Source organism: Sphingomonas sp. BK580 (assembly GCF_014194975.1).
In the GTDB taxonomy this organism is placed as follows: Bacteria; Pseudomonadota; Alphaproteobacteria; order Sphingomonadales; family Sphingomonadaceae; genus Sphingomonas.
Window position 1 is genome coordinate 18235 of record NZ_JACIAY010000015.1, and the last position, 15006, is coordinate 33240.

Genomic DNA, 15006 nt, shown 5'->3' on the forward strand with positions numbered 1-15006 from the left:
GCGGGTACGGCTCGCGTGAGCATTCTCGCCGATGCCGCAACGACGTCCGCGGTCGGTCCTCATGATGTTCATTGTGCCTCCTCGGCGAACGACCTGCGTCGCCCGCCACTCGGGTGCGTGCATGAGGCACCTGCGTTGGGGATTGAGCAGGGGCGGCGCGACGTGTGCCGGACGCTGCCGGGATCCGAGATCATCAGCGCCTCGCCCGCGTCGGACTTCCAATGTCCGTATCGCCCATCGTTGGTCACGTCGTAGCGGTTCTCGGCGCGACAGTCGCCGTTGGGTACCATGCCCCAGGACCATGTAAGCCAGCCGATCTGCGCGCGCTGGAGCACCCGCATCGCCCAGCGATACGGCGATGCCCCGCAGTCCCATCCCGACGACGTCGGACCTTCGCCCAGGAGAAAGGGGATGTTCTCCCGCGTCACCCGCTTGACGATCGCGCGATAGGGCGCCTTGCGCTGCTGCTCGGTCCCGACCCAATAGCTATGCGCGGACACGAGGATGGCCCGGCGCGGGTCCGCAGCGTTCAGCGGGGTCCAGCTGTCTAGGAGCATCTCGTACTCCTTACCCCAGTCTGAGCCGTCAATCACAAGCGGCACATCGATGTCGGCCGCGCGGATGCGGGCGATCGCGACGCGGTAACCCGCGACGAACGCGCTTGCCGAGACCTCCGCGCCGGCCTCGTTGGCAATGTTAACTAGCACCCAGCGCCTGTGGCGTCGGACTACCGCGGCGATGTCGGGCCGAGTCCAATAGTCGACACAGTCGCCCAATTTCTCCCACTTGCCGGTAGCGGCGTGGCATTCCGCGATCGGTATCAGCCCGTTGTTGATCGCATTGCGCAGAACCGCATCGAGCGTCTCCGCCGCATAATCGGGTGTGGTCATGATTCTGACCGAGTTGGCGCCGGTCCGGGCGATCTCCGGGAGGGTCCACTGTCCCGTCGGGTCGGGCGAGTGGGCGAACATCTCGTTGACGCCGCGTAGCACCACCCGCTCGCCCGCTGCGGTATAGAGGAAGCGACCGCGGACCGTCATGGTGCCACCCGACTCCCCGGCGACGCCAGCGCCCGGTACGGCACAGGCCAGGGCGAACAAGACGAGGCGGTCGACCCAACGGGACATAGGCGGCGGCTCGCTCATGGTTCCGCCGCCATTCTCGACGGGTCGATCGCTGGCCAACGCACGTCCGGCGATGAGGCATCGACTGCCGAAGCGGCTGCACAGCAGCTGGAGATGTAGTCTTCGTGGAGCGCTAGTTGGTCGGCGGCTCGCCCGAGGGCACTGCGCATCGCGGCCATCTGTGTCGCCAACGAGAGCGCTGGAATCGCATCGGCGGCGGGGTCGTGCGCGTGCGGCATGATGCCCTGGCCTACCATCACGGCCAGCCAGCTGCTCTCGGAGAAGAGTTCGTCGCCCTCGCGGAAGATCCGTCCGGCGGCACGAAACAGATCGAGCCGCCGAGCCAGCGAGTCCGGCACGCGCATATCGCCGCAATATCGCCAGAAGGCGTCGTCGTCGCGCGTGCTTGCCTTGTAGTGAAGGATGAGGAAGTCACGTATTCGTTCATATTCGCTGACACTCTGTCGGTTGAACTCAGCGCGCTCGGCTTGCCAGCCCGCAGCGGTCGGGAAGAGCGTGAGCAGCCGTGTGATGGCCGTCTGGATGAGGTGGATGCTGGTCGACTCGAGTGGTTCAAGGAAGCCTCCCGACAAACCGATGGCGACGACGTTGCGGCTCCACAGCCTTCGTCGATGACCGGCGATGAAGCGGAGACGCCTCGGCTCGCCCACCGCTTCGCCGTCCAAGCCGGCGCGCAGATCCTTCAATGCAGCCTCGTCACTCAGATGCGCGCTGCTGTAGACGATCCCGCTGCCGGTCCGATGCTGCAGCGGAATGCGCCAGCGCCAGCCGCCGCGCACGGCCGTGGAGCGCGTGTAGGGCAGGACCGGGCCGGACCGCGCGGAGGGCAGTGCGATGGCGCGATCGCAGGGCAGCCAATGCGACCAATCCTCGAACGGCTCTGCCATCGCGCGACCGAGCAGCAGCGATGCGAAGCCGCTGCAATCGATGAAGAGGTCGCCGACGATCTCGGTCCCGTTCTCGAGCGCGATGGAGGCGACGGCGCCGTCTCGGTCGGAGCGGCGTACGTCCGTGATCCGGCCTTCGATCCGGCGCACGCCCTTCGCCTCGCTCCAGCGCCGCAACAGCATCGCATAGCGCCCTGCGTCGAAGTGATAGGCATAACTGATGGTCGAGAGCGGGTGGTTGGGATCGGACGAGGGCGTGCCGAAGCGGCCGCGGGAGGCGGCGAGCGCGGCCATGCTATAGTGTTCGAGGCGTTCCTGCTCGGACCTTCCGTCGTCGTGGTGGCGACGCAGCCACAGCTGGTGGAACCGCAACGTCCGGGTATCCCGCCCGAAGGTGCCGAAGGGATGGAAATAGCGGTTGCCGAGACGCCCCCAGTCGACGAATTCGATGCCCAACTTGAAGCTGCCGCCTGTCTCGCGGATGAACTGATGCTCGTCGATCCCCAGCAGGGCGTTGAAGTCCCTGATGGTCGGGATCGTCGCCTCGCCGACTCCCACCGTCCCGATCGCGTCCGACTCGACGAGCGTCACCTCAACGCCCGAGGGCATGAGCAGCCGAGCCATGGCCGCCGCGGTCATCCAGCCGGCGCTACCCCCGCCCACGATCACGACGCGCCGGACGAGGCCCTCGACCGTCATGTCAGGGCCACGGCCGGCATCGTTGCACCGAGTTGTTGTATCAGCGCGCGATGTGGCGGAAGCCGTCGAACCGCGTTGGCCTGTTGCGCGCGGATGTCGGCGAAGGTCCTGCGCGCGTCCTCGAAGAAGCGGTACGATCCAGCCTGGGCGGTCAGGTCTGTCCGGAAGTGCATGCCATATAGCACGTACTGCCAATTCTCGGCGAGGAACACGTCGTGGTTCAGATCCACGTCCATGAAGGCGGGGGCGCGATAGCGCCAGCGCTCCAAACGTTCCCTGAGGCTGTCCGAGATCGTCGAGGAGTCGCGGTTGTCGCGCCAGAACGGGTCGTCATCACGACGGCTGAGGCAGTAATGCAACTTAATGAAGTCGACCACGTGATCGTAGCGGCGCACCATGATCTCGTTGAACTGGCGTGCCGACACCTCCATCTGTCCGTTCCAAGGGAAAATATTGACCAGGTTCATGACCGCGATCTCGGCGAAGCCGATCCCGGTGGCTTCGAGCGGTTCGATGAAGCCGGCGGACAATCCGATTGCGACGCAGTTCTTGTGCCATTGTGCGGTACGATAGCCGGTCTCGAAGTCCAGCCTGCGTGCGTTCGATCGCTCCGCGTCAGGTCCGAGATAGTCGCGCAACGTGCGCTCGGCGTCATCGTCGCTGCAATGATCGGTGGAGTAGACGTAGCCAGTCCCGCGGCGCTCGTGCAGCCCGATGTCCCAGATCCATCCCGCGTGCTGTGCGGTAGCGAAGGTCTGCGAGGGCACGGGCGATTGCGTCGATCGATACGGCAGCTGGATCGCCACCGCCCGGTTGGTGAACAACTCGGCTCGACGCGATCGGAACGGGACGTCGAGAGCCTGACCGATCAGCTGCGCCCGGAAGCCGGTGCAGTCGACGTACAGGCCGGCGCGATGGGTGCCGCTGTCACGACACGCGAGTTCGGCGATGGCGCCGTCATCTGCAAGCTGCACCGAGGTGACCGTGTCGACCACGTGCGTGACCCCCAGCTCCAAAGCTCGCCGCCGCAGGAGTCGGCCAAGTAGAGCGGCATCGAAGTGGTACGCGTAGGCTAGAGGGCCGCGATACGGCGGGTGCTGTGCCAGCTTGGGCGCGAGGCAGGCATCGGCCGCGACCTGTTGCACGGTGTTGGCGCTCGCCCATGCAACCTCGCCGGCGGCACCGAGCAGCCAGTACGGCAACAGATCGAGCCCGTCGTGATCATCGCTGAGCTGGAAAGGGTGGAAGTAATGGTGCCGGGCCGTGGCCGACGGCGCGATCAACCAGTCGTTGAACCGAATGCCCTGCTTGAACGTAGCGGAGCACTCGCGGATCAGCTCGGCCTCGTCGATATCGATGGCCTCCAGCGTCTTGCGCAGGCTGGGGAAGCTGCCCTCGCCGACGCCGATGGGCGGAATGTCGGGTGCCTCGATGACGGTGACACGGACTCCGTCGGGGGAGGCTGAGTTCAGGCGTTTGGCCAGGTAGGCGGCGGCGATCCAGCCCGCCGTGCCGCCTCCCACGATGATGATGTCCCTGACCAGCGCCAACCGACCCTCTCCTACTACGAACCGATCAGAAGCTGAAGTTTATACCCCCTTCCACCCGACGATCCGAGATGAACCAGCTACGCGTCAGCAGGGCGCCGCCCGGATAGCCGCCCATCAGCGTCTTGGTGGTGGAGTTGGTGAGGTTGGTTCCCTGGATGTAGACGCGAAGGTTCTTGATCAGCTCGATGGTCACGCCGGCGTCCAACTGGCCATAGGCCGCGGCGTAGACGGGAAGCGAGGCGCTGACCGTTCTGCTGGCGCCCGATGCATCCACCAGCGAGTAGTTCGGCGTGGTACCGTTGCCATTGGTCGTCTGCAGATACCGGCTGCGCCACGAGTAAGCGACGCGGAGCGAGAGCGGATTACGCTCGTATAGCAGCTGCGCATTCACGTTGTGCTTCGAGAGGCCGACGAGCGGTATGCCGCTCAGCTCCTCGCCGCTGATCCCCCTTGCAAGTGCGCTCGGCGACTTGCTGTCGATGAAGGTGTAGTTTGCCTCCACGCCGATGCCATCGAAGGGCGCGGGCAGTTCACTGAAAAACTTTCGGCCGCCGATCTCGGTCCCAGTGACGAACGACTTCTTGGAGGCGTTGTAGACCTCATTGGCCTGGATGAAGCTGGTGGCGTTGAAGGTCGTGCCGTCCGCTCGCGTGAAGGTCTGCGAGTAGGGTCGAAGTGTTGTTCCATATAGGATCTGGTCGGTCAACGCCTTGTGGAAGACAGCGATATGTAGATTGAGGTCGTTGCCTCTGTAATATTCGGCGCTCAGGTCGAGGTTGGTCGACATGGTCGGCTTGAGTGCGACGTTCCCGCGGTTCGCAGTGAAGCCGTTGAAGATCGGGTTGAACGAGTTGCCACCCGTGTTGTTGGCATTCGTCGCCGTGTTGAGGCCGATGATCTGCGTGGCTCTCGTCGAGATGAAGTCAGGCATCGACAGCGTGCGCGTCGCCGCCAGCCGAACGGCCAGATTCTCGGTTGGGTGAAGATTGATGTTCAGGGACGGCAGGAAGCGGGTCACGTTGAAGCGACCGCTGACCACCGAGGCGCTGCTGGCCTGCTGCACGAAGTTGTTCGCGACGCCGTCGGCAAGATCCGCGTCTGCGTCGGCCTGCGAGAAGTAGAAGCTCGGGGTCGTGATCACGCTGTTGCCCGAACCGTCACGCTCCAGTCGGACGACGCGAAGGCCGACGTTGCCATCGACGCGCAGGTCGGTGCCCCCGGCGAAGCGGGCTTGAACGTAGGCCGCCTTGTTGCGCAGGCGGGTGACGATCAGCCCAGCGCGATCCTGCAGGCCTACAGGGTTGGGTCCGTTGGGATTGGCTGCCGTGTCGTAGCCGTACAGTTGCTGGATCAGGATGGGGTCGTAGGTGCCGAGCAGCGACTGACTCGGCGTGTAGACGCCGGCGGGGACATCGAGATCGCCCTTGAAGAAGTTGCTGAAGCCCTCGAAGTTCGCGTCACCAGGCCGTCCGTCGGCGAGAGTGCGCTGCGGCGAGCCGTTCCAGTCACGCCCGAGAGCGGCCCAATACGTGCCGATCTGATTGTCCCGCTCCCGGCGGTTGGCATAGCGCGCACCCGCCTGGATCTGGCGCACGAAGCCGGTGCCGTCGCCCACGTTCCAGGAGAGATCGAGGTTGACCGCGGTCTCGTTTGCCCGGTTCCGATCCGGATTGAAGGCGAAGCTCTGCCATTGGTAGGCTGAACGATCGCCGAAGGAAGTTGCAGGAGTGGCGGTGAAGAGCGGCAGGTCGCCCGTGGCGTCGAAGCCGAACGAGCCCAGCGTCGTGCCGATCGACGAACTTTCGGCGTCCAGGTTCGAGAAGGAATGGATGAACTGCACCGCGCCGGACAACCGCAGCTTCGAGCTCACGTCCCAGGTGAAGCCCTGGCTGAAGTCACGCGTCTCGTTCTCCTGGCGGCTGGCGGTGCCCGACGTCGAAAGCGAGCCTTGCGTGAAGTTGGCCTGTGAAGCGGGAGTCAGGCTGCTGGCGCTCACCAGGATCCCGTTCGAGTCGTAGGCTGCGTCCGCGGAAGGATTGGGGAAGAGCGTGGCATCGGTGTTGCTCGGCACCGCGAACACGACGCGTTCGGTCCGATCGCTTCGATAATTGGATATGAAGCTGGTGTGGAAGAAGCGCAGCCCCTCGGTCGGCTCCCACTGGACCGCGCCGTAGAAGCCCTGACGACGCCGCTCGAAATCCTCCTGGCCGAAATCGAAACCGCCGGGGATATAGCGCTGCTCGCCGGCGACGATGCGGGGGTAATAGGGCTCGGCGCGCGCGAACGAGCTGCGGCTCCGCAGCTTGTTGTACGCGACGTCAACCAGCACGCCCAGTCGGCCGATGCCGGTGTCCCAGGTGTTCGCCACCAGGAGCGAGCCGCCGTACGAGCCCTTCTTGGAGGAGTCGCCGTAACCTCCCTGCGCGTTGCCTGAGACGGTGAACGACTTGAAGTCGAAAGGCATTTTGGTCCGGAGATCGATCGCTCCGCCGATCCCACCCTCGATGCGGTCCGCGGTGCTTGCCTTGTAGACGTCAACCGCGGCCATGAGCTCGGGCGTGACCTCGCCCCAGCTGATCCCGCCACCGCCATTGGCGCCGACGATCTCACGGCCGTTCAGCGTCGCCAGGACGCCCGACAGTCCGCGCACCTGGATGCCAGACCCTTCCACCGAGAAGCGGTCCGGATCACCGAGCGACGCGAAGCGGACGATCGAAACGCCGGGCACGCGCTGCAGCACTTCGGTGATCGAATTGTCCGGGAGCTTGCCGGCATCGTCAGCGACCACCGAGTCGATGATCGTGTCGGAGTTCCGCTTGCGCTCCGTGGCGCTCTGGAGCGCTTGGCGGCGGGCGGTGACGAGCACTTCGCCCGAGCCTGCCTCCTCGTTGGCGGCGGCGCCGACGTCTGCCTGATCCACCGCCCGGTCTGGCGCCGTGAACGTTCCCAAATCTGGGCTCGACGAGTTCGTCGCGGTTCCTGCGGGTCCGGTCGGAGTGGGCGTTGTCTGCGCCACAGCCAAGCCGGAGGATGCCAATCCGATCGAGACGATCGCTGCGCCCCCCAGCAACGAAGCCTTCCGATTCATCTTAACCCTCTCCGAGAACACGCTTGTTAGCGTTCTCCGCAGATCCGCCAGATTAATCTGACTTTGTCAACCGGTGGTCGAACAGATGTAGATTAACGACCGAGCCCGAGCGATGCGCTGGGCCCATAGTTGCGCTGTCGATATCGGGCAGGCGCAGGTCCCTGGAGAGCCGCGACCACCGCACGCATGATCGCAGCTAAGCCCACGCAAGGTGGCACTGCGTAGCCTTGCGAAGCGGCTCCGGCGCCTTCGAGATCAACCTGCGGACGGAGCGGGGAACTAAGCAGAAGCCCCTGAGTGACCGCTGTTGGGTCTGGCCTTCAGGGCTCCAAAGTCTCAACGCGCGACAAGCTAGGCGCGTACGACCCGCGCGGCGTAGCATCCCCGCTCCGCGTAATGCGGGTACAGATAGGCGACGGCGGGAATGCTGAAGAAGCGCTCGACAAGCGGGACGGGTGCGTCGCCGTCGACGAGGTCGGCGTCGACCATCCCGCCACCTTCGCTCAAACCCTGGGCGAGATGGGGTGAATGCCAATCGCGTCCGGTACGACATACGAGACATCCAGCGCTCGGCTGGCATCTTCGCGAACGAAGATCGCGTGCCGGCAGCGGTAAGGCGTGTCCGCCTGGCCGATGTTCGTAGTTGAGAACGCGCCCGGTGACGCACGTCGAGCTCGCGAACGTGGACGCGGTCGGGTAGCCCTGCGTGGCGAGATCTCGCTCTGCTCCGGCAACAGCGAGGTGGGCGTCTGATGAAGCGGAGAGGAAGCTGAACTGGTCGGGATGAAAGCCCAGAACACGAAAGGTCATCAGTGATTTACCCTATGCTTCCGTCTAGCGCCGGGAGCACGCGGACTGCATCGCGATACTTGCCTTCAGATACCAACTTGCCCAATCTGCCTGCCCCTCGTGGCAGGCCCGAGCGGCGAGATGAACAAGCGTTCGACGTTGGGAAGGCGTCAGGTTGGCCTGAGTGACCGGTATTTGGGTCTCGGCACGCGAGGGCAGGGGAAGCGCGAGCGCCCGATCGCGGACGGCAGCATCGATATGCGGCACACCCATCATGCGGAAGGTGTTGATGATCAGCGCGGCCGGTCTCGGGATCGTCGCGTGCAAGCAAGGGACGCAAGTGGTTAAGGCAGGCAAGTGTTGACCAACGACGGCCGGCGAGCACGTCTCCGGCAAGGCGATATCGTTTGCCGCCGACGACGCTGAGTGTGTCGCTGACTCAGAAGCCCTCGGGCAGGTCGATCGCTCCCACCACTTCGCGGTAGCGCGCGATCGCGTAGCGATCGGTCATGCCGGCGATGAAGTCGGCGATGTGACGCGAGATCGCGGGCTCCGCCGCGGGCAAGCGCGCGCGCCACTCCTCCGGCAGCCGCGCCGGATCGTCGCGATAGGCCGCGAACAGCCCCGCCACCACCTGCGCGGCCGCTCCCGCGGCGGCGAGCTGACGCGGGTGATGGTACAGGTTGGCGTACATGAAGCGTTTGAGGTCGCGCTCGGCGGTCGCCATCGCCGGCGAGAAGGCGATCAGCGGTTGTCCCGCGGCGCGAACCTCCTCGACGCTCGTCACCCCGGCCGCGGCGATCCGGCGGCGCGACTCGGCGATCAGGTCGTTCACCATGGCCCCGATCTGGCTGCGGATCAGCTCGCCCGCGAGCCGCGCGCGCGGCACGTCGGCGAAGCGCGCCGCGACCCGCTGCCAACCCTCCGCGACCAGCGGCACCGCCATGATCTGGTCGAGCGTCAGCAGCCCGGCGCGAAGCCCGTCGTCGATGTCGTGATTGTCATAGGCGATATCGTCGGCGAGCGCGGCGACCTGCGCCTCGAGCGAGGCGTGCGTGTCGAGCGCGAGCGCGGCCTCCGCGTCCGCCTCGGCCAGCGCCCAGCCGGGGTGGCGTACCGGGCCATTGTGCTTGGCCAGCCCCTCGAGCGTCTCCCAGGTCAGGTTGAGACCGGGCCAGCGCGGATAAGGGCGCTCGATCCGCATCAGCGTGCGCAGCGTATGGCCATTATGGTCGAAGCCGCCGTGGGCTCGCGTCGCGGCGCGCAGCGCGTCCTCGCCGGCGTGGCCGAAAGGCGGGTGGCCGATATCGTGCGCGAGGCACAGCGCCTCGGTGAGATCCTCGTTGAGCTCGAGCGTTCGCGCGATCGCGCGCCCGATCTGCGCCACCTCCAGGCTATGCGTCAGCCGAACGCGGAAATGGTCGCCGTCCGGCGCGAGGAAGACCTGGGTCTTGTGGCGCAGCCGGCGGAAGCTGATCGAGTGGATGATCCGGTCGCGGTCGCGCTGGAAGGCGTCGCGCGGGCCGCGGTCCCCCTCCTCCTCGGGGTGAAGGCGACCGCGGCTGCGCGCCGGATCGGACGCCCAGGGCGCGCGGTGCGGCAACATGCTCACTGGTCGTCGAGCCGCGAGACCTTCTGACCCGCCTCGCTGGTGAAGGTGAAGGCGGAGAGTCCTTGCTTGGCGAGCGTGTTGACCATCGCGCGCGCTTCGGCCTGGGTCTTGAACGGACCGGTGACGACGCGATGGGTGGCGCGCAGCGGCGTCGTATAGGCACGCTTGCCCGCCAGCGCCGGCGCCTTGCCCTGCGCCGACTTCCACGCCTTGCCGAGATCGCCGGGGTTGGCGCCGCCGGCGACCTGGACCCAGATCCGCGCCGGCTCCTCGCGCTCGGCCTTGACCGCCACCTTGGCCGAGCCCGTGTTGCCGCCCTTGCCGCTTCTGCCGTTCTTGCCGCCCTTGCCGGTCGGGGCGTCGTCCTCGTCGCCGTCCTTCTCGGTGGCGAGCTTCCTGTCGCTCGCTGCCTTCCTGGCGGCTGACTTGGCGGCGGTGCCCTTGGCGGCCGGCTCGTCGTCGGTCGCGACCCGGCCGCGCGCGCCCCTTCTGCCGACGGGTGCCTCTTCCTCCGCAACGGTGCGCGGCGTGCGCTTGTCCGCGGCGGCGAGCTGCCGGCCGCGTGCGCGCGCCGGCTCGACCGGCTCGTCGGCAGCGACGTCGCGTGTGGTGACCCGCTTCGCCGCCGCGAGCCGCTGGCGCTTCTGCTCGTCGGCGGCGGCGTTGCGCTCGGCCGCCTGCGCTGCCTCGTCGAGCGAGGCGCCGGTCGGCGCGGGCGGTGCGGCGACCGCGACGACTCGCTGCGTGCCCGGCATCGGCGCCACGCCGAGCTCGGCACCGGGCACCGAGATCCCCGCGACGATCCGCGCGAGGATCGAGTCCTCGCCCAGTCGCGGCGGGGTCGGGCGTGCCGCGACGGTCGCCGGCGCGGGCGCGGCGGCGACGGGGCGCGCGCCGGCCGGTGAGGGGCTCGGTGGCGATGCCGATGGCGGTGTTGCTCGCGCGTACGTCGGCGTCGCCGCGGCGACCTGTGTGCCGGCGGCCTGTGCGCCGGCGCTCGATGGCGCGGCGGCAGCAGGGCGGGTCGCCGGCGGCACAGCGCCGGCGGCGCTGAGCGGTGTCGCTGACGCGGCGGTGACCGGCGCCCGCGCGACGCTGGCGGGCGCGGCGGCGGCCGGCGGGCGAGCGACGCTGACGGGCGGGGCCGAGGCGAGCTGCGTCGGGCTGATGCTCGCGGCCGCGCTCGTCGGCGGGGGTACGGCGGCAGCGACCTGCGGCGCTGCGGCGGGCGTCGGCGTCGGCGGCGACACCGGGCGCGCCGCCAGCTGGCGATCAGCGGCCGCGCCCCGCGCGGCGAGCTGGCGCTGGCGCTCGGCCTCCTTGAGGCGGCGGCGCTGCTCGCCCCGGGCCAGCGGCTTCTCTGCCACCGGAGTCGGCGTCACCGCCGCGACCTCGACACGGCGCGGCGCGTACGGATCGGCGCCGAGCACGGGCAGCACCGGCACCATGCGCGCGTCCGCGAGCCGCGCCGCGGTCGGCGTCACCTCGCCGAAATGCACCGCGAAGGCGCGGTCGGCCGCGTTGAGCGTCGGCAGCCGCTGGAAGAAAGCGGCGAGCCCCTGCGCCATGCCCGGTGGCATCATGCCCGTGGCGATGCGGTTCGCGCCCGGGACGTCTCCGCCCATCGCCAGGATGAAGGCGCGCGCGCGCCACGCGCCGCGGTCGGAGCGGCGCAGCAGCGTGTCGATCTCCGCCAGAGCCTCCTGCTGCCGCCCCGAGATGCCGAGCGACAGCGCGTAACGGCGGCGGACCTCGTCGAGCTCGTCGCCGGTCGCGCCGCCCTGCGCCAGCGCCAGCCGATAGTCCCGCTGGGCGCGCTCCTGCTCGCCGATCAGGTCATACGCGAGGCCGCGGTCGTCGGCGTAGCGCGCCATCACCGCGCCGTAGCGCTGCGCCTCGTCGAAATAGCGCAGCGCCTCGCCGGGGCGCTCGCCGTTGACCAGGATCCGCGCGATGCCGCCCTTCACGCGCGCGTTGCGCGGGTCGATCGCCTCGGCGCGCTTGTACAGCGCCGCCGCGGCGGTCGCGTCGCCCAGCTTGAACGACAGCTCGCCGGCCTCGACCAGCGCGGCGAGGTCACGCGGCGACGCGCCGATGCGCCGTACCAGTTCGGCGAGCCGATCGGCCTCGGGGTTGGCCGCGGGCACGATCGCCTGCGCGCGGGCCGCCGGCGGGGTAGGAGCGGCGGCCAACGCCGCGGCGAGCGCCAGCGGCGCGAGCGCGGTCGCGAACGTGCGTCCCGGTCGCGGGCGAGGGACGTCGGTCATGCGATACTTCTCCCCGCCCGCGGCGCGACGGGCGGAATGGCTGAGGGCCCGTCGCCGGGCCGGGGCGCCGTCTAGACCGGCTCCCGGCTGAACCGGCAATGACGCCGCCCGCGCTGCTGCGGTGAAGCGCGCCGACCCGGCGACGAGCCGTGTCGGGCGCTCAGATCTTCTCCGCGGCGGCGAGATACTCCCACATCTGCTTGTTGCCCGCGCTGGTCAGCCGCAGCAGCACGCGACGGCGGTCCACCGGATCGGCCTCGCGGCACACCAGCCCGCGTTCCACCAGCATCGTGATCTGGCGCAGCGCGGTGGTGAGCGGCGCCCCCGAGGCGACCGCGGCGCTCGTCGTATAGGTCTGACGATGCGACAGTTCCTGGACGAACAGGTCGAGCAGCAGGTCGAACGCGGGCTCTCCGAACATCTCGCCCTCGAAATAGAGCGAGCGCAGCCGCCGTTTCGCCAGGATCCGCTCGGCCGCGACGCGGAGCAGCCGGCGCTGGTCCTCGACGCGGGGGGTCTCCAACACCTCCACCGTGGCGAGCTGGCGCCGGTTGGTGCCGGTGTGGAACAGGCTGACGTGGTTGGTCACCCAGATGGCGCTACCGTCGGCGGCGATATAGCGTTTGGTGATCGAGAAGGGATCGCCGCCGGCGAGCAGCGCTTCCGAGCGCTGACGGTTCACGGTGCGATCATCCTGGTGCGTGAACTCGAGCACGCTGCGGCCGATCAAGCGCTCGCGGCCATACCCCAGCATGGCAACGTAATCGTCATCGGCGTCGACGACTCGCATCTGCTCGTCGGTGAGGCAACTCATCAGGCTGCGCGACGCCACGCGATCCATCGCCTCCATCCCCGTGCTCGTGCCGCGATCGCGGTTTGTGATGCACATCGCTAACATGGACTGCACGGAAATGGAGCGAAGAAGATTTACTATGGATCAAATACAGATGCTTAGCTTCTGTTAGCGGCACCTGTGCGGCGCATCACAGCCGCCGTTGCCCGGGATAGGCGAACAGCAGATCGGCGTCGTTCGACGCGTGCAGCTGCTCGTGGCCGGTGACGGTGACGCACTCGCCCGCCTTCCACTCGACGCCAGCGACCACGCCCTCGCCGCGGATCGGGACGAGCCAGCCGGTCGTGCCCTCCGGCAGCGCGATCTCGCGCGCGCCACCGGTCCAGCGCTCCAGCACGAACTTCGGCCCCTCGACCAGGATGGTGCGCCCGGGCGCGACCTCGCCGGGCGAGACGTAGGGGCGGTACGGCTCGAGATGCGCGACGGCGACGCCATCGTCCAGGTGCAGCTCGCGCGGGCGGCCATAGTCGAACAGGCGGTAGGTCGTGTCGGAGTTCTGCTGCACCTCGATCACCGTCAGCCCCGCGCCGATGGCGTGGATGACGCCCGATTCGGAATAGAGGAAGTCGCCCGCCGCAACCGGCTTCCAGAACAATTTGTTCGCGAGGCTGCCGTCCTCCGCGCTGGTGCGCAGCTCCTCGCGCGTGATCGGCTGTAGCGGGCCGAGCGCGATCGTCGAGTCGGGCTCGGCGGCGAGGATGGTCCAGCATTCGTCCTTCCCGCGCGGGAGGCCGCGCTTGTGCGCTTCCTCATCCGACGGGTGGTTCTGCACCGACAATTTCTCGCTGGTAAACAGGTACTTGATCAGCAGCTCCGACTGTTCCGGGTGCGGCGACTGGAACCAGATCTCACCGATCGGCTCGGCATCGGGTGCTGGATCGGGGAAGCCGGGAAACAGGTGATGCCGCCCCCAGGGCTTCTCGACGCGCTTGGTGGCGAGCAGGGTGGCAGGCATGCGGACTCCTTGGGTGCGAGCGGATCGAACGGCGACAACATGCCGTGCGCGCGGCGCGTTGCGTCCGCGTGAAAGCCGTTGTTCGTCGCGACCTCCTTAAGCTAAGAGCCGGGTCGATGCGTACCCCCCTTTTCCGCTCCCCCTCCGTCCGGCCGCTCGCGCTCGGGCTCGTCGCCGCGCTTGCGCTTCCGGTCGCCGGCTGCGCGGGCAAGTCCAATCGTGCCGATCTGCCCTATGTCGCGCGCGACGTCGGCACGCTCTACTCGGCCGCCAAGCAGCGGCTCGACCAGGGGCGCTACAAGGAGGCGGCGGCGCTGTTCGACGAGGTCGAGCGCCAGCACCCCTATTCGGTCTGGGCGCGGCGCGCGCAGTTGATGGGCGCGTTCAGTTACTATCTCAACCGCGACTATACGCAGGCGATCCAGGGCGCGCAGCGCTTCCTCTCGGTCCACCCCGGCAACCGCGACGCGCCCTACGCTTACTACCTCGTCGCGCTGAGCTATTACGAGCAGATCAACGACGTCACGCGCGACCAGAAGATCACCTCGCAGGCGCAGGACGCGCTCGGCGAGCTGACCCGGCGCTATCCCAACACGCGCTACGCCGCCGACGCCCGCCTCAAGATCGACCTGGTGCGTGACCATCTGGCCGGCAAGGAGATGGAGATCGGCCGCTTCTACGAGCGACGCCGGCAGTGGCTGTCCGCCACGCTGCGCTTCCGCCGCGTCGTCGACGAGTATCAGACCACCACCCACGCGCCCGAGGCGCTGATGCGGCTGACCGAGACCTATCTCGCGCTCGGCGTCCGTCCCGAGGCGGAGAAGGCCGCCGCGGTGCTCGGCGCCAATTATCCCGGCAGCGAGTGGTACCAGCGTGCCTACAAGCTGATGCAGGAGTATCCGGCGAAGCCGATCGCGCCGCTCGCTCCCGGCGAACTGGTCGTGCCGGTGGCGACTCGGCCCGGCGTGCCCGGTGAGGCGACCGCGGCGCCACCCCGCGCCGAGGCGCCCGCGCCGACGACGCCTGCCACCACCGGCGGCGACAATCCCTCGGGCAGCACCGCCCCCGGTGCGGTCACCGACACGCCCGCGACGACGCCCAGCGCGCCACAATAAGCGCCGCCTGCGGAACAGAAGGGGTAAACAGGCGCGCGATTCGCCG

Annotated in this window: 10 protein-coding genes; 1 reads left to right on the forward strand and 9 read right to left on the reverse strand. The window is 68.1% G+C overall.

Going from position 1 to position 15006, the window contains the following annotated elements:
* Nucleotides 1-68 precede the first annotated feature (68 nt).
* From FHY05_RS19920 to FHY05_RS19960, 9 genes are all read right to left on the reverse strand, one after another.
* Nucleotides 69-1145, reverse strand: a complete 1077-nt coding sequence (locus FHY05_RS19920; RefSeq protein ID WP_183946185.1) for a cellulase family glycosylhydrolase — start codon at nt 1143-1145, stop codon at nt 69-71.
* The gene (locus FHY05_RS19925; protein WP_183946186.1) at nt 1142-2731 is read right to left on the reverse strand and encodes a tryptophan halogenase family protein; all 1590 of its coding nucleotides are present in this window, start codon (nt 2729-2731) and stop codon (nt 1142-1144) included. Before FHY05_RS19925 ends, FHY05_RS19920 begins: the two co-directional genes overlap by 4 nt.
* Nucleotides 2728-4281, reverse strand: a complete 1554-nt coding sequence (locus FHY05_RS19930) for a tryptophan halogenase family protein (protein ID WP_221191332.1) — start codon at nt 4279-4281, stop codon at nt 2728-2730. The genes FHY05_RS19925 and FHY05_RS19930 overlap by 4 nt, the downstream gene beginning before the upstream one ends.
* Before the next feature lie 25 nt (nt 4282-4306).
* Nucleotides 4307-7369 carry a TonB-dependent receptor gene (locus FHY05_RS19935; protein ID WP_183946187.1) on the reverse strand — a complete coding sequence of 1021 codons (3063 nt, stop codon included), beginning with the start codon at nt 7367-7369 and terminating at the stop codon, nt 4307-4309.
* Nucleotides 7370-7720: 351 nt separating this feature from the next.
* Nucleotides 7721-8179: a DUF1203 domain-containing protein gene (locus FHY05_RS22710; protein WP_260181730.1), complete on the reverse strand. Its 459-nt coding sequence runs from the start codon at nt 8177-8179 to the stop codon at nt 7721-7723.
* Between the two features lie 418 nt (nt 8180-8597).
* A complete protein-coding gene (locus FHY05_RS19945; RefSeq protein ID WP_409321849.1) occupies nt 8598-9764 on the reverse strand; it encodes a deoxyguanosinetriphosphate triphosphohydrolase in 1167 nt (388 codons plus the stop codon).
* A gap of 2 nt (nt 9765-9766) precedes the next feature.
* A complete protein-coding gene (locus FHY05_RS19950; RefSeq protein ID WP_183946189.1) occupies nt 9767-12037 on the reverse strand; it encodes an SPOR domain-containing protein in 2271 nt (756 codons plus the stop codon).
* 160 nt (nt 12038-12197) lie between these two features.
* Entirely contained in the window at nt 12198-12878 is a 681-nt protein-coding gene (locus tag FHY05_RS19955) for a PAS domain S-box protein (RefSeq protein WP_183946190.1), read from the reverse strand.
* A 142-nt stretch (nt 12879-13020) separates the two neighbouring features.
* Nucleotides 13021-13845, reverse strand: coding sequence for a class I mannose-6-phosphate isomerase (locus FHY05_RS19960; protein WP_183946191.1), 825 nt, complete (start codon nt 13843-13845; stop codon nt 13021-13023).
* A gap of 116 nt (nt 13846-13961) precedes the next feature.
* Between FHY05_RS19960 and FHY05_RS19965 the strand changes: the two genes are divergently transcribed.
* Entirely contained in the window at nt 13962-14960 is a 999-nt protein-coding gene (locus tag FHY05_RS19965; RefSeq protein ID WP_183946192.1) for an outer membrane protein assembly factor BamD, read from the forward strand.
* Nucleotides 14961-15006: the final 46 nt, after the last annotated feature.

What these genes read in the sequence shown, in the direction of transcription:
- FHY05_RS19920 (WP_183946185.1), bottom strand. Translation starts at nt 1,145, where the DNA reads ATGAGCGAGCCGCCGCCTATGTCCCGTTGGGTCGACCGCCTCGTCTTG.
- FHY05_RS19925 (WP_183946186.1), bottom strand. Translation starts at nt 2,731, where the DNA reads ATGACGGTCGAGGGCCTCGTCCGGCGCGTCGTGATCGTGGGCGGGGGT.
- FHY05_RS19935 (WP_183946187.1), bottom strand. Translation starts at nt 7,369, where the DNA reads ATGAATCGGAAGGCTTCGTTGCTGGGGGGCGCAGCGATCGTCTCGATC.
- FHY05_RS22710 (WP_260181730.1), bottom strand. Translation starts at nt 8,179, where the DNA reads ATGACCTTTCGTGTTCTGGGCTTTCATCCCGACCAGTTCAGCTTCCTC.
- FHY05_RS19945 (WP_409321849.1), bottom strand. Translation starts at nt 9,764, where the DNA reads ATGTTGCCGCACCGCGCGCCCTGGGCGTCCGATCCGGCGCGCAGCCGC.
- FHY05_RS19950 (WP_183946189.1), bottom strand. Translation starts at nt 12,037, where the DNA reads ATGACCGACGTCCCTCGCCCGCGACCGGGACGCACGTTCGCGACCGCG.
- FHY05_RS19955 (WP_183946190.1), bottom strand. Translation starts at nt 12,878, where the DNA reads ATGGATCGCGTGGCGTCGCGCAGCCTGATGAGTTGCCTCACCGACGAG.
- FHY05_RS19960 (WP_183946191.1), bottom strand. Translation starts at nt 13,845, where the DNA reads ATGCCTGCCACCCTGCTCGCCACCAAGCGCGTCGAGAAGCCCTGGGGG.
- FHY05_RS19965 (WP_183946192.1), top strand. Translation starts at nt 13,962, where the DNA reads ATGCGTACCCCCCTTTTCCGCTCCCCCTCCGTCCGGCCGCTCGCGCTC.